General features: G+C 68.2%; 15 protein-coding genes and 2 pseudogenes. 9 read left to right on the top strand and 8 right to left on the bottom strand.

Annotated elements, in window-relative coordinates; genetic code table 11:
* Positions 1–257: 257 nt before the first annotated feature.
* From G6N07_RS14880 to G6N07_RS14855, 6 genes and pseudogenes are all read left to right on the top strand, one after another.
* Complete coding sequence (locus G6N07_RS14880; protein ID WP_085188096.1) at positions 258–3,491, top strand: DEAD/DEAH box helicase; 3,234 nt, start codon at positions 258–260, stop codon at positions 3,489–3,491.
* 417 nt (positions 3,492–3,908) lie between these two features.
* Complete coding sequence (locus G6N07_RS14875; protein WP_085188098.1) at positions 3,909–4,292, top strand: hypothetical protein; 384 nt, start codon at positions 3,909–3,911, stop codon at positions 4,290–4,292.
* A 134-nt stretch (positions 4,293–4,426) separates the two neighbouring features.
* Positions 4,427–5,423, top strand: a pseudogene (locus G6N07_RS14870) (GNAT family N-acetyltransferase).
* 526 nt (positions 5,424–5,949) lie between these two features.
* A complete protein-coding gene (locus tag G6N07_RS14865) occupies positions 5,950–7,482 on the top strand; it encodes a PE-PPE domain-containing protein (protein ID WP_085188100.1) in 1,533 nt (510 codons plus the stop codon).
* Positions 7,483–7,529: 47 nt separating this feature from the next.
* Complete coding sequence (locus G6N07_RS14860; protein WP_085188102.1) at positions 7,530–8,183, top strand: DUF5642 family protein; 654 nt, start codon at positions 7,530–7,532, stop codon at positions 8,181–8,183.
* A 28-nt stretch (positions 8,184–8,211) separates the two neighbouring features.
* The gene (locus G6N07_RS14855) at positions 8,212–8,865 is read left to right on the top strand and encodes a DUF5642 family protein (RefSeq protein WP_085188104.1); all 654 of its coding nucleotides are present in this window, start codon (positions 8,212–8,214) and stop codon (positions 8,863–8,865) included.
* A gap of 3 nt (positions 8,866–8,868) precedes the next feature.
* On the opposite strand, the gene G6N07_RS14850 is transcribed toward G6N07_RS14855, so the two are convergent.
* Positions 8,869–9,465, bottom strand: a complete 597-nt coding sequence (locus G6N07_RS14850) for an alpha-ketoglutarate-dependent dioxygenase AlkB (protein WP_085188106.1) — start codon at positions 9,463–9,465, stop codon at positions 8,869–8,871.
* Positions 9,466–9,498: 33 nt separating this feature from the next.
* A complete protein-coding gene (soxR, locus tag G6N07_RS14845) occupies positions 9,499–9,930 on the bottom strand; it encodes a redox-sensitive transcriptional activator SoxR (protein WP_085188108.1) in 432 nt (143 codons plus the stop codon).
* Between the two features lie 56 nt (positions 9,931–9,986).
* Between soxR and arcA the strand changes: the two genes are divergently transcribed.
* The gene (gene arcA / locus G6N07_RS14840; protein ID WP_085188110.1) at positions 9,987–11,186 is read left to right on the top strand and encodes an arginine deiminase; all 1,200 of its coding nucleotides are present in this window, start codon (positions 9,987–9,989) and stop codon (positions 11,184–11,186) included.
* Between the two features lie 64 nt (positions 11,187–11,250).
* Here arcA and G6N07_RS14835 read toward each other — a convergent pair whose 3' ends face one another.
* Positions 11,251–12,105 carry a type IV toxin-antitoxin system AbiEi family antitoxin gene (locus G6N07_RS14835; protein ID WP_085188112.1) on the bottom strand — a complete coding sequence of 285 codons (855 nt, stop codon included), beginning with the start codon at positions 12,103–12,105 and terminating at the stop codon, positions 11,251–11,253.
* A gap of 133 nt (positions 12,106–12,238) precedes the next feature.
* Complete coding sequence (locus G6N07_RS14830) at positions 12,239–13,780, bottom strand: dolichyl-phosphate-mannose--protein mannosyltransferase (RefSeq protein ID WP_085188114.1); 1,542 nt, start codon at positions 13,778–13,780, stop codon at positions 12,239–12,241.
* 62 nt (positions 13,781–13,842) lie between these two features.
* On the opposite strand from G6N07_RS14830, the gene rsmI reads away from it, so the two are divergent.
* A complete protein-coding gene (rsmI, locus tag G6N07_RS14825) occupies positions 13,843–14,679 on the top strand; it encodes a 16S rRNA (cytidine(1402)-2'-O)-methyltransferase (protein ID WP_085188116.1) in 837 nt (278 codons plus the stop codon).
* Between the two features lie 98 nt (positions 14,680–14,777).
* Here the strand turns inward: rsmI and G6N07_RS14820 are convergent, their stop codons facing one another.
* On the bottom strand, positions 14,778–16,034 hold the full coding sequence (locus G6N07_RS14820; RefSeq protein ID WP_085188117.1) for an aminodeoxychorismate synthase component I: 1,257 nt from the start codon (positions 16,032–16,034) through the stop codon (positions 14,778–14,780).
* Between the two features lie 12 nt (positions 16,035–16,046).
* Positions 16,047–16,175: pseudogene (locus tag G6N07_RS20475) on the bottom strand (RNA polymerase subunit sigma-24); the annotation flags it as partial.
* Between G6N07_RS20475 and G6N07_RS14810 the strand changes: the two are divergent.
* On the top strand, positions 16,150–16,428 hold the full coding sequence (locus G6N07_RS14810; protein ID WP_133055514.1) for a hypothetical protein: 279 nt from the start codon (positions 16,150–16,152) through the stop codon (positions 16,426–16,428). The pseudogene G6N07_RS20475 and the gene G6N07_RS14810 overlap by 26 nt on opposite strands.
* 10 nt (positions 16,429–16,438) lie before the next feature.
* On the opposite strand, the gene gdhA is transcribed toward G6N07_RS14810, so the two are convergent.
* On the bottom strand, positions 16,439–17,785 hold the full coding sequence (gdhA, locus tag G6N07_RS14805) for an NADP-specific glutamate dehydrogenase (protein ID WP_085188121.1): 1,347 nt from the start codon (positions 17,783–17,785) through the stop codon (positions 16,439–16,441).
* Complete coding sequence (gene metG, locus G6N07_RS14800) at positions 17,782–19,371, bottom strand: methionine--tRNA ligase (RefSeq protein WP_085188123.1); 1,590 nt, start codon at positions 19,369–19,371, stop codon at positions 17,782–17,784. Before metG ends, gdhA begins: the two co-directional genes overlap by 4 nt.
* Between the last annotated feature and the right edge of the window lie 9 nt (positions 19,372–19,380).

The following is a 19,380-nucleotide window of genomic DNA, read 5'->3' as shown; positions in this document are numbered from 1 at the left end:
GAATGTGTGCGCCCTCCCGCTAAGCAGCAAGTAGCGTCTCAGAAACGTGTTGCCGGGTGCAGGAGGTTGAACGGTGCCCCAAGCCGCCAGGTGGTTCCACGCTGCCATGCGAGGAGCACGCTAGCCACGGTGCCGCGGCGCAGGTTGGCGTGGCCAGCCAGGGGCCGACGTCGCATACGCCTCATCAGCACCACTTCGGATCGACACGCCGCGCGACCGACCAGCTATGTCGGGGTCCCCCTCTATCGTCTGAACCCATGCAGACGTTGACCTATCCGCGGATCTCGCTAGACGACGCCGTGGCGCGGCTGGGGCGTGACACGGTTCGCCACGGGACCGAGTACGCCCACAGCGGCCGGGTTCTGCGCTGCCTGTGGAGTCCTAACCCCGGCAGCTTGGTCGGATCTGTTCGCGGAAACCACGGCCGCACGTACGCCACCACCGTGCACCTGGTGCGCGAGCCGGCCGGCACGTGGGCTCTCAAGGGCGGACGGTGCAGCTGCCCGATGCAGCTGAACTGCAAACACGTCGCGGCCTTGGTGGTCACGGCAGCCGGCACCGACCAGACACCCGCGCCACGTGCCGACTGGCGGCAGTCGCTGGACGCGCTGCTGCCTGAGGCCGTCGGACGCACCGGAGCCAGCGCACCCTATGGGGCGGCCATTCCGTTGGGCATCCAGCTGGAGTTGGTCGCGGGCGACAGCTCGCCGACGCTGGAGGCCCGCGTCGTGCGCCCGGGCAAGCGTGGCGGCTGGGTGGGCAGTGACGTGAACTGGTCCAACCTGGCCACTTTGGTGCATAACGGATATCACCCTGAGCACATCGAGAAGTTGCGCAAGTTGTTCGCGCTCTTGCAGTCTCCCGCCACGGGAGGCTACCTGCCTTACTCACACGGCCCTTACTCATACGGCGTCGTGAAGACGATCGACCTGGGCCGGTTGAACAGTGCGCAACTCTGGCCGCTGTTGACCGAGGCCAGGCGAGTGGGTGTGCGGTTGGTGCACGCGGGGACCGGGCAGAAGGTGGCCATGGGCGCTGCGGCGAGAGTAAATCTCGACGTGGCCACCGACAGTTCGGGTGCCCTCACGGTGCGCCCGGTGCTCGAGGTGGACGGCGCATCCGTGACTGTGGCGGCGTTCATCGGATCCCCCGCGCACGGCGTCGCCTACGGCGACCAAGTGCTCCGGATAGCGCCCCTCGCTGCCGCGGCACCAACCGCGCTGCAGAGTCTCATCGTGCGCAACGAGACGCTGGTGATTCCGGCCGATTCGGCCGAACAGTTCGCCGTCGAATACTTCCCTCGGCTCCGCTCGGTCGCCGCGGTGACGTCGTCGGACGGCTCGTTCACCGCCCCGGAGATCACCGGCCCGCAACTGGTGCTGAGTGCCGACTACCGCGCCGCGCATCAACTGGCACTCACCTGGTCTTGGTCGTACCGGGTGGGCGACAAGGAACTCCGCACCCCATTCGACACCTTCGACGACATCGGTGTTCGTGATCTGGACGCCGAACGCGAGTTGGCTGCCGACATCAGTGCGCCCCTGGAGCGGTGTGGTCTGCGCGACGACACGGGAGCGCTGACCGCGACGATCCTCGCCGGCGTCGACACCATGCGTTTCGCGACAGAATTGCAGCCGATGCTGGGTGCCACGGACGGCGTCACCGTCGAGATCACCGGCGAGCCTGCCGATTACCGGGAGGCCGGCGGCTCATTGCAGATCGGAGTGAGGGTTGCCTCGGTCAGCGGCGAAACCGACTGGTTCGACCTGGGAATCACGATCAGTGTCGAGGGCAACAAGATTCCGCTGCCCCGGGTGCTGGCGGCGCTGACCGCCGGCCACGACTACCTGCTGCTCGACGACGGCGCCTACATCGCGCTCGACAAGCCGGAACTGCTGAAGCTGCGTGCGTTGGTCGAAGAAGCCCGCGCTCTCAATGACGGCGACGACCGACCGCGAATCAGCCGTTTCCAGGCGGGACTGTTCGACGACCTGGCTGGCCTGGCCACGGGGGTGCGTCAGGCCAAAGATTGGCGGCGTCAGGTGGCGGGGCTGCGTGAGCTGCAGACCCTCGATCCGATCGCCGTGCCCAACACGCTGAACGCCGAGCTCCGTCCGTACCAGCACGATGGGTTCGCTTGGCTGGCAACGCTCTACGACCACGGCCTGGGCGGAATCCTGGCCGACGACATGGGCCTGGGAAAGACGGTGCAGACGCTGGCGCTGATGTGCCATGCCCGCCAACGGGCTGCGGGCCGGCCATTCCTGGTGGTGGCGCCGGCCAGTGTGTTGTCGAACTGGGTGGTCGAGGCCGCGCGGTTCGCGCCCGGGCTGAAGGTCGTGACGGTGACCGACACCCTGGGCCGGTCCGGTGCGAACCTGGACCAGCTGGTCTGCGATGCCGACGTCGTCGTCACCTCCTACACGCTGTTCCGGCTCGACTGCGACGCTCACGGGGCCCAGGCGTGGTCCGGGTTGATCCTCGACGAGGCGCAGTACGTCAAGAACCGCCACGCCAAGACCCATCAGTGTGCGCGCAAACTTCAGGCACCGTTCAAACTCGCCATCACCGGCACCCCGATGGAGAACAATCTCATGGAGCTGTGGTCGCTGCTGGCGATAACCGCGCCCGGACTGTTCCCCGACCCCGACAAGTTCGCCGGCTACTATGCCAAGCCGATCGAGAAATCGGGTGACGCCGAACTGCTGGAGTTGTTCCGGCGCCGCATCAAGCCACTGGTGAAGCGCCGCACCAAGGCCCTGGTCGCTCCCGAGCTGCCGGCCAAGCAGGAACAGATTTTGAACGTGGAGCTCACCCCACGCCACCGCAAGATCTACGACATCCGGTTGCAGCGGGAGCGTCAGAAGGTGCTCGGCCTGCTCGACGACATCCAACACAACCGGTTCACCATCCTCAAGTCGCTGACCGTACTGCGGCAGCTGGCGCTGCATCCTGGACTGGTCGACCCCGCCCACACCGGGTTGCCCAGCGCCAAGATCGACGCGCTCGTCGAACATCTGCGTGAGGTCGTCTCCGGCGGTCACCGCGCGCTGGTGTTCAGCCAGTTCACCCGATTCCTGGGGCAGGTCCGCGACCGTCTCGACGCGGAGGGCATTGCCTCCTGCTATCTGGACGGCCGAACCCGGGACCGCGCCAAGGCGATCCAACGATTCAAGGACGGTGACGCGCCGGTCTTCCTGATCAGCCTCAAGGCGGGCGGGTTCGGGCTGAACCTCACCGAGGCTGACTACTGCTTCCTTCTCGACCCGTGGTGGAACCCTGCGGTGGAGGCGCAGGCCGTCGACCGCATCCACCGGATCGGACAGACCCGCACCGTCATGGCGTACCGGTTGATCGCGCGCGACACCATCGAGGACAAGGTGCTCGCGCTCAACACACGCAAGGCGGAGCTGTTCGCCAGCGTCATCGACGGCGGCAACGCGTTCGGTTCCGCCCTCAGCGCCGACGACATCCGTGAACTGATCTCGTAGCTGTGCCGACCGGTTCCCGAGGGCGCAGCTGTTCTATGGGCTGCCCGCCACAAGACGGAGTCGAAGTCGTGGACAGGCAGGACCGTTAGGCAGGCGAACTTGGTGGTTACGCCACCGGCAGCTCCTGACTTGCAGGCGCGCCACGTTGACCAGGACCGGCCAAGCGGCATTGGCACGTGGACGCCGTCGACCTGCGCCACGGCTGGTATCCCGTGGCATCGACGCCGACGTGTGGAAGAGTCGACGTGTAGAAGAAGCGAAGCGCCGATCTGCTTTCGTTGCCGGAATCCGACCCCAGAAGTTCACCGAATCTGATGGGTCCGTGCAGGTGCGGGGTATGTCCTTGCCTGATAATCTGCGTCAGCGCGCTTGACGTCAACAGTCCGGGACCAGATCCCACAGAGAAAGGGGAGGCAGATGGCCGAACACGCCGAAGCCCTCGTCCGCAGAACCAAGAAGCTGGGCATCATGGGACTCGGTGCGGTCGCCGTCACCGGAGCCTTCTTGGCGTTCGGAGCCGGGACCGCAGGCGCCGACGTCGACGACGTCGAGGGTGACCCAGCGGCGCCGTCCGCGTTCCCCGTCGCCGAAGACGGCATCCGCGTCGCCGATGTCGGTGTCGTGAACGCCGGGCCCTCGGAGGTGCGCGCGGCCGACATCGGCGCACCGCTGCCGCCGGCCGGCGGTGAGTCGAAGGACTCGCTGCGCGCCGTGCCGTCCGTCACCGCCGGCGAGCTCGGGTGGGGGCCCATCGACGACAATATCTTCGACTCGGGCGGGCCCGAGCTGTTCGAGTGGTGAGCCGCTCTGAGCCGATCTGATTCAACGAGCAGCGCCCGGATCCGTTACCACGGACACCGGGCGCTTTTTGTTGCGGGCAAGACGTCACCGGCCTTTCCTCGTCGGGTCTGGTGCATCTCCGTAGCCTCGGACCCATGTCCGGTATGGCTGCCGTCTGCCCGGACGATCTCGCGGCACTGGACTTCTTCGCCGGCAACTCCACTGAGGACCTGCAGCCGCTGGCGGCGCAGCTGCAGCCGCTGACCGCGGCGCCCGGCGAGATCCTGATGCGCCAGGGCGAACACGGTGTCGTTCCTGCTGATCGGTTCCGGGCGGGTCCAGGTCAGCCACACCGGCGCTGAAGGTCTGCACGCCGTCATCGACGTCCACCACGGCATGATCGTCGGTGAGATCGCCCTGATGCGGGAGACCACCCGCACCGCGACCGTCACCGCGCTCGACGAGGTGACCGGCTGGGTCGGTGCCCACGAAGCGTTCGCCACCATGCTCGACGTCCCCGGCATGATGAACAAACTCGTGCGCCTCGCCCGTCAGCGGCTCGCCACGTTCGTCGCGCCGATTCCGATGCCGCTGCGCGGCGGCACCGAGCTGTATCTGCGGCCGGTGCTGCCCGGCGACAACGAACGTACCGTCAACGGGCCGGTCGAGTTCTCCAGCGAAACGCTCTACCGGCGGTTCCAGTCGGCCCGCAAACCCACGCCGCGGCTGATGGCCTACCTCTTCGAGGTGGATTACGCCGACCATTTCGTGTGGGTGATGACCGACGGCGCCCACGGTCCGGTGGTAGCGGACGCCCGGTTCGTCCGGGACGAAGCTGATCCGACGACCGCCGAGGTCGCGCTCACGGTCGGAGACCACTACCAGGGCCGCGGCGTCGGGACGGTCCTGATGTCCGCGCTCGTCGTCGCGGCGAGCTATGACGGGGTCCGCCGGTTCACCGCCCGGGTGCTGACCGACAACTACGCGATGCGCAGGATCCTGGACCGGTTCGGGGCGCTCTGGCGCCGTGAGGATCTCGGGGTGGTCACCACCACCGTCGACGTGCCAGACCCCGCCACGCTGCCCTTCCCGCCGGAACTGACCGCCGAGATTCGTGACGTGACCCGTCAGGTCATCCGGGCCGTCGGCTGATGGGACGGCCGCCGCTGAGCACGGACGCCCGGCTGTGCAGACCGCTCCAACACCGACTACCTCAATAGGCATCCGCCGTCGGCGCGGCGTTTCGCGACCTCGGGTTCACCTCCGGGACCGTGGCGGCACGCGACGCGAGTAACCGACGAGCTCGCGAAGACCGCCTCGCTACGACTACTACTACTACCGGCGAAGTGTTGGCACGGTCTGCCGAGGTGATCGTCAACGTCACGCCGATCGGCCTCGCCGGAGGCCCCCAAGAGCAGGAGAGGAGCTCGCCCGGGTCGCCGTCCGCCACGGGTCGGCAGAAGTCATCGCCGCGGATGCCGTTTTGGCGTCGCGGACCATTACTGTGCTGGTGGAGTCCGGTGTTGTCGTTCCCCAAGCAAACAGTTGCTTGCAGTCGACAGCATTTCCCCTGTGAATCTCTCAGATGACGCGTGGGACTCGCCTGGCATGCTGCGCAGCTCCCTGGATCGGAAGTGCGCTGAAGATGGTCAGCCTGCAGAATTCCTAGGGGAGGTCGATGGTTCGGAAGTCCGTCCGTTCGCTGGCGCTCGTGATCGGTGCCATTTCAGCGGCGCTGGCGATCGGGTGGTCGGTGACTCTGCCGTCGGCGGTGCACCTGCTCGCCACGGTTCTCGTGATGGGTGGCACGGAACATCCCCTGGTGGGCGAGGACGGCGAATGGGCGGACGACCTTACCTTCGTCGACGAATACGCCACCAGCGCGATCCGGGTGTACGTCGCGCCGAGCGGAATCGGCGGGTCCACCACCTCCGTGGGCTACACCGCCGTCGCGGTTCACACGCCGGAGGAGTTCGCCCCCGTCTTCGGCACCATGACGTTCGACGACTCGGTCGACGCCGGGGTCGTCAACCTGGACAATTGCATTCAGGGCAAGCCGTGCGTGGCGCGATCGGTGCCGGACGATCAGAGACAGAGGCGGAGCCGGAGCCGGTCACACTGCAGGGTCCATTCGTCGTCTACGGCTACTCCCAGAGCGCGGTCATCGCGACCATCGAGAAGCGCAAGCTCGTCGAACGCGCCACAAAATGGTGCGCCGCCGGAGGTCTCCGTCGTGTTGATCGCCAACCCCAACCGGCCCAACGGCGGTGTCCTCCAGCGATTCGCGGGCCTCTACATCCCGCTGCTCGACGTCACCTTCAGCGGAGAGACACCGACGGACAGCCCGCTCGTTGACGCCGAGTACCTGTTTCCCACCATCGACATCGCCCGCCAGTACGACGGCTGGGCGGACTTCCCGGTGTACCCGCTGAACCTCGTGGCCACGACAAACGCGCTGCTCGGGATCTACTACCTGCACGGCGACTACTGGAGCGAAGATGTCGGAACCCCGCTGGAGCAGGGCACTGAGGGGGACACCACCTACTACCTGATCCCCACCGAGCGTCTGCCGCTGCTGATGCCGTTCGAACAACTCGGGGTGCCGTCGCCCATCCTCACCGCACTTGACGCACCACTGCGCGTGATCGTCGAGTGGGGCTATGACCGGGACCCCGAAAATGTCGGCACCCCGACCCGCGCCCGCCTCATCCCGCTGGTCAACCCGGTCACCGGCGTCGTCGACCTGCTTGTCGCGATCCCCACCGGCCTCGACGACGGCCTTGCCGAGGCTGCCGGCGACCCCAGCTTCCGTCCCCTCGGCACGGACCCGGTGACGAGCCCGTACGGCGTGGGCGGCGAAGACCTCGGCCCTGAGCTCGGCGCGACGGAGGTCAATCCCGCAAGTGCAGTAACGGTGGCCGACGACAACCAGGATCTCGCGACGCCACACCATCCGCGGACGCCGATCACCGACCGCCCGCGCGGCTTGAGCAACCTGGCGCCGCCGCGCGAGGACACCGTGCCGGCGGCGCTGGCTGAGCGCCGTGCGTTCGAGCGCTTGTCCACCGGCTCCACCGGCCGTCGTGAACAGAGTCCACAGGACGCCGCCGACACTTCGGAGCAAAACGAACAGGATCGCCCACGCGATAGGGACCGGTTTGCAAGGCACTCCCGGAGTGACCGGGCCGAAAACGACCCGGGCGCAGCCTGACCGAGCCGCGGCGCACGCTGTGATACCGACTGTGGTATCAACGCGACGTGCGCCGCTTCGCGGTCATCTTGGCCGTCGCCGTCAGTGTCTCGTCATGCGGTCAGCCGTCGCCACCCCCTCCTGCCCCGTCGACCGCCGAATCGGCCGGTCCGATCGACCCATCCCGCATGGACCGGGTCCGATACGAGTTGCCGCCGGGTTATGAGGTGGCCGAACTGCAGGGCCGCGTCACACCGCTCGCGCAGTGGGGATACGGCCCCAACTGGACGGCGGACCCGCCGCAGTGCGGCGTGCTGGCCGCGCCCGCAGTCGAGCCGTCGACGGTGCGCGGGCTCTCGGCGTCCGGAGAGGGTGGCATCGTGTACGCGGTGGCGGCCGACGGAGCGGTGCCCGCCGACCGCGCGCTGCTCGACGAGTGCGGCGCTTGGACCATCACGTCAGGTCCGACAACGGGCACCGTGCGCCTCGCCGAGCCGCCGCCGGTGGCCGGAGCCGCCGGCCTCGGCATGGTGGCCGACACCGTCACGGTCGTCGAAGGGGGAGCCGAAACTCGTTCGCACGCCCGGACGTTGGTCGCCTATGAGGACATCCGCCTGGTGTACGTCACCGTGGTCACCGACCCCGGGTCGCCGCACCCTGCGCTCGGCGACGACTTCGCCACGGATCTGCTGACCCGCACCGTGGCGGCGTTGCGGGGTTGACCGCCGCTCGCCCGGTACATTGGCGGCGATGTCCACCTGTAAGAGGACCGCGGCCACGGCCTGCGTCGGACTGCTCGCCGCATGTGGGCCCACCCCGGACGCCGACGCCGACATCGCGCGCATCTCGGAAGTCAGGGCGACGTTCGGGGAACGGTTCCAGTACCGCGACATCGCGCCGACGGGTATCGACCCGAAACTGCTGCAACCGCAGGAGTTGCCGCCCGGCATGACATTTGAGCCTCCTGAGTGCGCGAAGCTGGCCGAAGGACGACTGCCCGAGGGAGATCTGAAGGGCAACATGGCCGCTGCCACCGCCGAAGGTGAAGGCAACCGGTTCATCGCCCTCGCGGTCGAGACGAACGCGCCGTTGCCGGTCACCGATCCGGGAGACTCTTGCAAGAAGGTCGAGTTCGGCGGCCCGGGGCTGCGCGGGGCCGTCGAGGTGGTCGAGGCGCCGCAGATCGACGGTGTGCAGACCAGCGCAACGCACCGCGTCCTGCAGACCGTGGTGGCCGGCGCGCCGCGCACCGGGGAGCTGTACAACTACACCGCCCGCTTCGGGTCTTTCATGGTGATCGTGACGGCGAATCCCCTCGTCATCCCGGACAAGCCGGTGGCGCCGGTCGACACCGAACGGGCCCGCCGGCTGCTCGTCGACGCGGTCGCCGCCGTCCAGGGCTGACCGTCACCGCACGTCGTGCGGCCGGAACTGGATGCTGATCCGCGGGCCGGTCGGCCTGGTGGTCTTCGGGATCGCGTGTTCCCATGTGCGCTGGCACGATCCCCCCATCACCAGCAGGTCGCCGTGGTGGTGCTGGATGCGCAGCGACGGGCCGCCGCCGCGTGGCCTCAGCGCGAAGATCCGGGTGGCGCCCAGGCCGACGATCGCGACCATCGTGTCCTCGCGACTGCTGCGGCCGATGTTGTCGCCGTGCCAAGCCACGCTGTCGTTGCCGTCGCGGTAGAGGCATAGCCCGGCGGTCGTGAACGGTTCACCGAGTTCGCCGCCGTAGGTGTCGTTGAGCCGCCGGCGCATCTGCTTGAGGCGGGGATGGGGCGCCTCGTCGTCGACGAGATCGTGGAAGCTCAGCAGCCGTGGCACGTCGAGCACCCGGTCGTACATCTGTCTGCGCTCGGCCCGCCACGGGATGCCTTCACGGAGTTCGTCGAACAGGGTGGCGGCATCGGTCAGCCAGCCCGACCGGACGTCGAGCCATGCGCCGTTACCGAGCACGCGGCGCTCTGCGTGCTCGAAAAGCGAGGCCTGTAGAGCCAGCTCCATGGAACGCAGTGTATCGCACAAGCGTTCGACAGCTCAGAGGCGAACGGGTCCGGGCCCACTGCCGGCGAGGACGTCGCCGGGGTTGGCGAGGCTGCACGTCTTGAGGCTCAGGCAGCCGCAGCCGATGCAGCCCGCCAGGTTGTCGCGCAGCCGCTGCAGGTGCAGGATCCGATCGTCGAGGTCCTCGCGCCAGCTCTCGGATAGCTTGGCCCAGTCCTTGCTCGTCGGCACCCGGTCGGTGGGCAGGGTGGCCAGCGCCGCGCGGATGCGGGCCAGCGGGATCCCGAGCCGCTGCGACATCCGGATGAAGGCGACCCGCCGCAGCGTCTCGCGTGCGTAGCGGCGCTGGTTGCCCGCGGTGCGCCGGCTGCTGATGAGCCCTTCGCGTTCGTAGAAATGCAGCGCCGAGACCGCGACACCGCTGCGGGCAGACATTTCGCTCGGGGTCAGCTCATGGCCGTCCATGACCTGAACTTTACTTCAGGTCTTGACGGAGAGGTGTTGGCGCTACGGTGCTAAGTGTGACACTGGGCTGCGATTCCGAGGTCGGCGCGCTGCGTGCGGTCATCCTGCACCGCCCCGGCGCGGAGCTGCAGCGGCTGACCCCACGCAACAACGACGCGCTGCTGTTCGACGGGCTGCCATGGGTGGCCCGAGCGCAGGAGGAGCACGACGCGTTCGCCGACCTGTTGCGGTCCCGCGGTGTCGAGGTGCTGCTGTTGGCGGATCTGCTGAGCGAGGCGCTGTCCAGTGGGGCGGCGCGGATGCACGGTATCGCCGCCGCCGTCGACCCGCGACGGTTGGGTTTGCCGCTGGCGCAGGAACTTTCCGCGTATCTGCGGACGCTGGAGGCCGGCGCCCTGGCGCACGTGCTGGTCGCCGGCATGACGTTCAACGAGTTGCCGTTTGCGGCGAGCGACCTGTCGCTGGTGCGTCGGATGCATCACGGCGGGGATTTCGTGATCGAGCCCCTGCCCAATCTGCTGTTCACCCGCGACTCGTCGTTCTGGATCGGCCCGCGGGTGGCGATCACGTCGCTGTCGCTGCCGGCCCGGTCGCGGGAGACGTCGCTGACCGACCTGATCTACGCCCACCACCGGCGGTTCCTCGGTGTGCGACGCGCTTACGAATCCCGGTCGGCCCCGGTCGAAGGTGGTGACGTGCTGTTGCTCGCCCCGGGAGTGGTGGCCGTCGGGGTGGGGGAGCGCACGACGCCCGCGGGAGCGGAGGCGTTGGCGCGCAGCCTGTTCGACGACGATCTGGCGCACACCGTGCTTGCCGTGCCGATCGCGCAGGAGCGGGCGCAGATGCATCTGGACACGGTCTGCACGATGGTCGACGTCGATGCTGTGGTGATGTACCCGAACGTGGTGGACTCGCTGTCGGCGTTCACGATTCGCCGCAACGGCGACGGCGGGGTTCGCATCGACGACGCCGCGCCGTTCGTGAGCGCCGCCGCCGACGCGATGGGGATCGACAGGCTGCGGGTCATCGACACGGGGCTGGACCCGGTGACCGCCGAGCGCGAACAGTGGGACGACGGGAACAACACGCTGGCGCTTGCCCCGGGTGTCGTGGTTGCCTACGAGCGCAACACCGAAACAAACGCCAGGCTTGCGGATTCGGGTATCGAGGTGCTTGCGATCGCCGCGTCGGAGCTGGGGACCGGACGGGGTGGGCCGCGGTGCATGTCGTGTCCGGTGGCCCGTGACCCGCTCTGACGCCGGTTAGCGCGAAGCCCGAAGATTGCGCCGACGGCTGTGGTTCGACTCGTTTCGACGACCGTCAGCGCAAAGTCTGAGGGCCGCACCCGCGGCGGATGAATGCCTCGCGGACCCGGTGCAGGATGAATCGTCGACTGTGCTCCTTGACCACCTTGATGTCGATCCAGCCCTCGCTGTCGATGAGTTCCGCGCGCCCGATGTCGTAGACGTACCGACCCCGATCGGTGCTGTGGTGGGTCCCCTCGTAGTCCAGCCCCACCTTCGGTTCGTCATACCCCATGTCGATGAACGCCTCGCGGTATCCGTCAGTCACGCTGATCTGCGTACGCGGCCGGGGAAGTCCACCGTCGATGAGTGTCAGGCGAAGCTCGGACTCCTTCGGCGACTGCGCCCCGCCGTCCATCAGATCGAGCGCGATGCGTGCACGTGGCAGCCCGCGCGCCCGTGGATACCGCTCGGCAAGAGCGAGCACCTCCGCTGCGGTGATGCCGGTGGCCCGTGCCAACGCGTCGAGATGAGCCACCGCGGAGTCGCGGGGCAGATGCCTCGCGAGATCGAAAGCCGTCCGCCGCGGTGTCGTGACAAGGAGACCGTCCATTACGAGCATTTCGTCGTCGGCGATCCGTTCATTCCGGACGATGATCCCGTCCGGCGGCCGCCCGCACTGCCACAGCATCTCGATGGGCGTTGTCGCGCTCACCCACAGCGCGCCGTGTGTCGCCGCGGCGGCGCGGCCGGTGATCACGCCGTTTCTCCCCGACCACAACCAGGCGCCGGCGACCCTCAGCCGCAGCGTCGGCGGCGACTCCTTCCGCGCGTAGACATCCGGGAAGAGCCGGCGATAGTTCCATCGCAGCTGCCCACGGGTGAGCACTCCACTCGCCAGCATTTCGCCGCCGACCACCGCCTCCGACATGGCTCGATGCTGGCGGGAGTCGCCGACAGATCCGGGTGGCCAGTGGAGATATTGCGCCCAGGGCTGTGGATGATCGTCCGGCAACGACCATGTGTGCAATAACCAGACCGTCGCGCAAACGACCAACGCACAGCTAGCGCCAGCTCGGGAGCCAGATCTGCATGTTCCACGTCGACTGGCTGATTGGGATACCCGTGAGGATCGGGAAGAGCCAGGCGAAATTCGTGACGACCAGCGCCACATAGCCGGCGACGACGATCAGCCCCAGCGTGCGCCGCTCCGCGTTCTGCCTCGGCCCGTGCAGGATGTCGCCGAGGATCAGCGCGATCGTCATCACCAGGAACGGTGCCATCACCGCGGCATAGAAGAAGTACATCTGCCGGTCGATGTCGACGAACCACGGCAGGAAACCCGCCGAATAGCCGACCAGCACAACCGCATAGCGCCAGTCACGCTTGACGAACGCGCGCCATAACGCCCAGCCCAGGATGGGTACCGCGATGAACCACATGGCCGGCGTGCCGACGAGCATCACGGCCTTCACACACGACTGCGCACCGCAGCCCGGCACGTCCTGGTTGTCGATCGCATAGAGCACCGGCCGCAGCGACATCGGCCACGTCCACGGTTTCGACTCCCACGGATGGTGGTTGCCGTCGGAGTTGGTCAGCCCGGAGTGGAACCGGTAGGCGGCGTAGGTGTAATGCCACAGCGACCGAACGGCGTCGGGCACCGGCCACGGGCTGTCCTCGCCGATGGACTGCCCGGCCTCGTGCCGGTTCACCCCGGTCTCGGAGGCGAACCACGGCGTGTACGACGCCAGGTACACGCCGAACGGGACCAGCACCATCGCGTACAGCGACGGCCCGAGGTCTCGCCGGAAGGCCCCCACCCACGGCCTGGGCACCCGGTACTGCCGGCGCGCCGCGATGTCGAGCGCCAACGTCATGACGCCGAAGAACGCCACGAAGTACAGCCCCGACCACTTCGTGGCGCACGCCAGCCCGAGCAGCACACCCGCACCGAACCGCCACCACCGCACGCCCAGTCGCGGACCCCACGGCGTCTCGGCGATCCGGCCCTCGAGCAGCGCGACGTGCATCCGCTCACGGACCTGGTCGCGGTCGACCATCAGGGCGCCGAAGGCCGCGACGACGAAGAACGTGAGGAACCCGTCGAGCAGCGCGGTGCGCGACGTGACGAAGCTGACGCCGTCGGCGATCAGCAGCAGCCCGGCGATGCCGCCCACCGCAGTCGAACGGCTGATCCGCCGGGTGATCCGCGCCACCAGCAGGACCAGCACCACCCCGCACACCGCGCCGGAGAACCGCCAGCCCACCCCGTTGTAGCCGAACAGCGCCTCGCCGATCGCGATCAACTGCTTGCCGACGGGCGGATGCACCACCAACCCGTAGCCGGGATTGTCCTCGACGCCGTGGTTGTGCAGCAGTTGCCAGGCCTGCGGGGCGTAGTGCTTCTCGTCGAAGATCGGGGTGCCCGCGTCGGTGGGCGAGCCGAGGTTGAGGAACCGGGTGATCGCGGCCAGCGCGGTGATCACGGCCGTCATCGCCCAGCCCTGCAACCGGTCGACGGGTCCGAAGTCGGCCACCGGCACCAGAGGGGCGGGGCTGATGACCGGAACCGCGCGCGGAGCTTCGGTGGCGGGGGCGGTCACGTCTTCAGATCGTAGGCTGTGCTGATGGACACCCCCCGGTCCCTGCACTCCTGCCCGCCGAAATGACCGCTGGTCGTCTGCTGCTCGGTGCCACCCCGCTTGGCCAGCCCGGCGACGCATCGGAGCGGCTGGTGAACGCGCTCGCGCGGGCGGACATCGTCGCCGCCGAGGACACCCGCCGTGTTCGCCAGCTGGCTCAGTCGCTGGGCGTTCGGCCGGTGGGCCGGGTGCTGAGTTTGTTCGACCAGAACGAGGCGACGCGCGTTCCGGCGCTGGTCGAGGCGGTCAAGTCGGGGGCGACGGTGCTCGTGGTCAGCGACGCCGGGATGCCGCTGATCAACGACCCCGGATACCGGCTGGTCACTGCCTGTGTGGACGCCGGGCTGACGGTCAGCTGCCTGCCGGGGCCCTCGGCGGTGACGACGGCGTTGGCGGTCTCCGGCCTGCCGTCGGACCGGTTCTGTTTCGAGGGCTTCCCACCGCGTAAACAGGTGGCCCGCACCACCTGGCTGCAGGCGCTCACCACCGAGCAGCGCACCTGCGTGTTCTTCGAATCACCCCGCCGCCTGCCCGACACCCTGCGCGACGCCGCCGGCACGCTCGGCGGCGACCGCAGGGCGGTGGTCTGCCGAGAACTGACGAAGACCCACGAGGAGGTCAGACGCGGCACGCTGGCCGAGCTCGCCGACTGGGCCGCCGACGGTGTACTGGGGGAGATCACGGTCGTGCTCGCGGGTGCGGTGCCGTCCGCCGACCTGGACGTCCTCGTCGCCGACGTCAACGACCGCGTCGCGACCGGCGTGCGCGTCAAGGATGCCTGCGCCGAGGTGATCGCCGCCAACCCCGGCGCCCCGTCGCGGCGCGAACTCTACGACGCGGTGCTGCGCTCGCGCGGCTAGGACTGGCCGGTGGTGATAACTCCGCGGACCGTCGGGTTCGGCGAAACTCGAGAGCGCCTGACGGGAAGCGGCATGGAGGCCGACGTCGGTCTGGTCAGTCACACCGGGTTGACTACCGCGGATCGGTGGGTGCGCCGAACCGGCGAACAGGGCCCGACGATGGACGCGGCCTTGTGCAGGCATTCCTCCCACTCGCGGTCCGGATCGGAATCGGCGGTGATGCCTCCACCGACGCCGAGCACCGCGGATCCGTCCGCGCCGAACTCCACCGTCCGGATCGCGACGTTCAGTTCGCAACCCGCCACCGGAGAAGCCAGGCCGATGGTGCCGCAGTAGACACCGCGTCGATCCGGCTCCCAATTCCGCAGCAGGCTGCGGGCTCGGCCCTTGGGGGTGCCGGTGACCGACGCCGGTGGGAAGGTGGCGTCGAGCACCTCGGCCATCGGCAGGCCGCGGTCCACCTCTGCGGTGACCGTGGACACCAGGTGCCAGACCCCGGGCGCCCGGCGGACGGTCAGCAGTTCGGGCACCGTCACCGTCCCGGTTCTCGCGACGCGACCGAGGTCGTTGCGGACGAGGTCGACGATCATGATGTTCTCCGCCACATCCTTGACCGAGGTGCGCAACTCGGTCGGATCCGCAGTCGACGGCAGCGTGCCCTTGATCGGGCTGGACGTCACCGCCGTGCCGCGGCGGCGCAGGAACAATTCCGGCGACAGCGATGCGACCGCACCCCAGTCACCCGCCAGGTACGCGGCCCGGGCCGGGGTGGTGCGCCGCGCGGTGTCGACGAAGAAGCCCAGCGGGGACCCGTGCAGGCGGCCGGTGAACTGTGTGCACACGCAGGCCTGGTACACCTCGCCCGCGCCGATCGCGTCGAGGCAGTCGGTCACACCCCGGCGGTGGGCGTCGCGATCCGGTGGCCTCCAGTGGATCTGGTGGGCCGGCGGCGCCGTGGGCTGTCGAGCAGCCGCGCACAGCCACGCGGGAGCGGCTGTCCCGCCGAGGCTTTCGTACCACCAGCAGCCGTCGCGGTCACGTCGCAGCACGCAGTCCGACCAGCCGCCGGCCGCCACCGGAATACGCGGGCCGACACCGTTCGCGCCGGGGTCGGGATACGACAGGTAGCCGAACCACCCTCCGCCGACGGTGTTCCCGGCGCCCGGCGGCACGTCGAACACCTCGGTCGGGTCGACGGGAGCGATCGCCACCGACGGGGCGATCACCGCCGAGGATCCGAACCAGTCCCCGATCAGTGCCGCGGGCGGCGAAAGACCGAGCGCGGCACCGGCTGAGGCAACTCCGGCGAGGACCGCCGGCGCGTCGCCGAGGTCGCCTAGCCGCTCCATCCACACTGCCTCAGCTTCTCAGATCATGCGGGTGATCTCCCGGGGGGCATCCACGCCGACCAGCTTGTCCGGGTTGCGCATCGCGTAGAAGTGGCTGATCTTCCCGTCGACGATCTCGACGGTGATGACACCCTCGAAGCTGTCCCCGCTCGACTACGACTCTCTGATCTACGCAGTCGGCAGCACCGGCGCCGCCCTCGATGTGCCGTTGCAGCCGGTCGATGAGAAGACGTCGACGGAGATCACCATGCGGTTTTTCACCGCAGCGTCGACCGGCGACGTCGACGGGCGCGCGAGGTGTTCGGCTTCAGTCAGGACGAGATCGCTGCCGGTCAGCTTTTCCGGATTGGCCATCGCCGAGAGGCCCTTCATGGGCGCGGTTTCGGCGATGCGGATGTGAGCTACATCGCTCAGATGAGGCCGAGGGCGAGCATCGCGTCGGCCACCCGGGTGAAGCCGGCGATGTTGGCGCCGGCCACGTAGTTGCCCGGTTGACCGTATTCGTCGGCCGTCTGCAGGCAGCGGTCATGGATGCGGGACATGATCTCGGCCAGCTTCTGCTCGGTCTGGTCGAACGTCCACGAATCGCGGGAGGCGTTCTGCTGCATCTCCAGCGCGCTGGTCGCCACACCGCCGGCGTTGACGGCCTTACCGGGCGCGAAGACGGTGCCGGCCTCGGCGAAGAGCTTCACCGCCTCCGGGGTGCACGGCATGTTCGCGCCTTCGGCGACGATGCGGCAGCCGCCTTTGACCAGCCGTGCGGCGTCGGCGCCGTTGATCTCGTTCTGCGTGGCGCTGGGCACCGCGATGTCGCACTCCACGTTCCACACGTTGCCGTGGGCGAAACGCGCTCGCCCCTTGCGAATCTCGGCGTAGTCCGCGACGCGGCCGCGCTGGACCTCCTTGACCTCCTTGAGCACCTCGAGGTCGATACCGTCGGGGTCCACCACATAACCGTCGGAGTCCGAACACGCGACGACCGTGCCACCGAGTTGCTGGATCTTCTCGATCGCGTAGATGGCGACGTTGCCCGAACCGGACACCACGGCATGCTTGCCGTCGAACGACTCTCCGCGGGCGCGCAGGATGTCGGCGGTGAAGTAGACGGTCCCATAGCCGGTGGCCTCGGTGCGCACCAGCGATCCGCCCCATGTCATGCCCTTGCCGGTGAGCACTCCGGATTCGTAACGGTTGGTGATGCGTTTGTACTGACCGAACAGGTAGCCGATCTCCCGCATGCCGACGCCGATGTCGCCGGCCGGCACGTCGGTGTACTCGCCGATGTGGCGGTACAGCTCGGTCATGAACGACTGGCAGAACCTCATGATCTCGCCGTTCGAGCGGCCCTTGGGATCGAAGTCCGAACCGCCCTTGCCGCCGCCGATCGGCATACCGGTCAGCGAGTTCTTGAAGATCTGCTCGAACCCGAGGAACTTCACGATGCCGAGATACACCGACGGGTGGAACCGCAGGCCACCCTTGAACGGGCCCAGCGCCGAGTTGAATTCGACGCGGAACCCGCGGTTCATCTGGACGGCGCCGCTGTCGTCCACCCACGGCACCCGGAACAGGATCTGCCGCTCTGGTTCGCACAGCCGGCGGATGACCGCGGCGTCGGCGTACTCGGGATGTTTGGCCACCACCGGTCCCAGGCTCTGCAGCACCTCGTAGACGGCCTGGTGGAACTCGGTCTCGCCGGCGTTGCGCCGGGCGACCTCTTCGAAGATGCCCTGCAGGTTCTCGTGCAGTCCGTTCACGCTTCGTCCACCTGATATCTCGGGAACACCCCAACGGGCTTCGGCAGTGCGGTGCCCGGGGCCAGGCGTACCGAAACGGCGGCGAAGGTGCGCTGATCGGCGGGCTGGCCGAGCAGGTAGAGCAGGGTGGCGGTCGAATCCGGCATCACGGGCTGGGTCAGCAGCGTCGCGATCCGCACGGTCTCGAGCGTCGTGTACAGCACGGTACGGAACCGCACCTGATCGTCGGGCGCCTCCGATTTGCGCAGCACCCACGGCTCCTGGGCGGAGAAGTACCGGTTGGCCGCGCCGAGCACCGACCAGATCGCCTCGAGCGCAAGGTGCATCGCCTGGTGGTCGAAATGGCCGCGGACCCGGTCCAGCAGCGCGTCGGCGGCCTGCAGAAGTGCGACGTCGTCGGGCGTGAACCCGCCCGGCTCCGGCACGGCACTGCCGAGGTTCTTGGCCACCATCGACAGCGAGCGCTGCGCAAGGTTGCCCAGCTCGTTGGCCAGATCGGCGTTGATGCGGCCGATGATGGCCTCCTCGCTGTAGCTGCCGTCCTGGCCGAACGGGACCTCGCGCAGGAAGAAGTAACGCACCTGGTCCAAGCCGAACGTGTCGACGAGGTTGACCGGGTCGACGACGTTGCCGATCGACTTGCTCATCTTCTCGCCGCGGTTGAGCAGCCAGCCGTGGGCGAAGACCTTGCGCGGGAGCTCGAGGCCCGCCGACATCAGGAAAGCGGGCCAGTAGACGGTGTGGAACCGGATGATGTCCTTGCCGATCATGTGCAGATCGGCCGGCCAGTAACGCCGGAATGCCTCTGAGTCGGTGTCCGGGTAGCCGACGCCGGTGAGGTAGTTGGTCAGCGCGTCCACCCACACGTACATGACGTGGTCGGGGTGGCCGGGAACCGGAACCCCCCAGTCGAAGGTGGTGCGGGAGATCGACAGGTCCCGAAGCCCACCGCTGACGAAGCTGACTACCTCGTTGCGCCGCACGTCGGGCTGAATGAACTCGGGGTGGGCTTCATAGTGGGCGAGCAGCCGGTCGGTGTAGGCCGAGAGCCGGAAGAAGTAGGTCTGCTCCTCGGTCCAGGTGACCGGCGCCCCGGTTTCGGTGGCGATGCGGGCGCCGTCGGGCCCGACGCTGGTCTCGCCCTCGGTGAAGAACCGTTCGTCACGCACCGAATACCAGCCGGAGTAGACGTCCAGGTAGATGTCGCCGGCGGCGTTCATCCGCTGCCAGATGTCCCGTGAGGCCGCGTAGTGGTCGGCGTCCGACGTCCGGATGAAGCGGTCGAACGAGATGTTGAGTTTCTCCTGGAGCCGCTCGAACACATCGGAGTTGCGCCGCGCCAATTCGGCGGCGGACACACCGAGCGCCGCCGCCGTCTCGGCCATCTTCTGTCCGTGCACGTCGGTGCCGGTCAGGTAGCGCACGTCGGATCCGTCGAGGCGCTTGAACCGGGCGATCGCATCGGTGGCGATGTACTCGTAGGCATGGCCCACATGCGGATCGCCGTTGGGATAGGCGATCGCGGTCGTGATGTAGAACGGGGCCCCTTGGGTGCTCGTCCCGGCGCCGGGGAGGGTGGTGCTCACGTGGACTGA

This window comes from Mycolicibacterium doricum (assembly GCF_010728155.1).
In the GTDB taxonomy this organism is placed as follows: Bacteria; Actinomycetota; Actinomycetes; order Mycobacteriales; family Mycobacteriaceae; genus Mycobacterium; species Mycobacterium doricum.
Note: the sequence above shows the minus strand (reverse complement) of the source record. Positions and strands in the feature narration are given on the sequence as shown.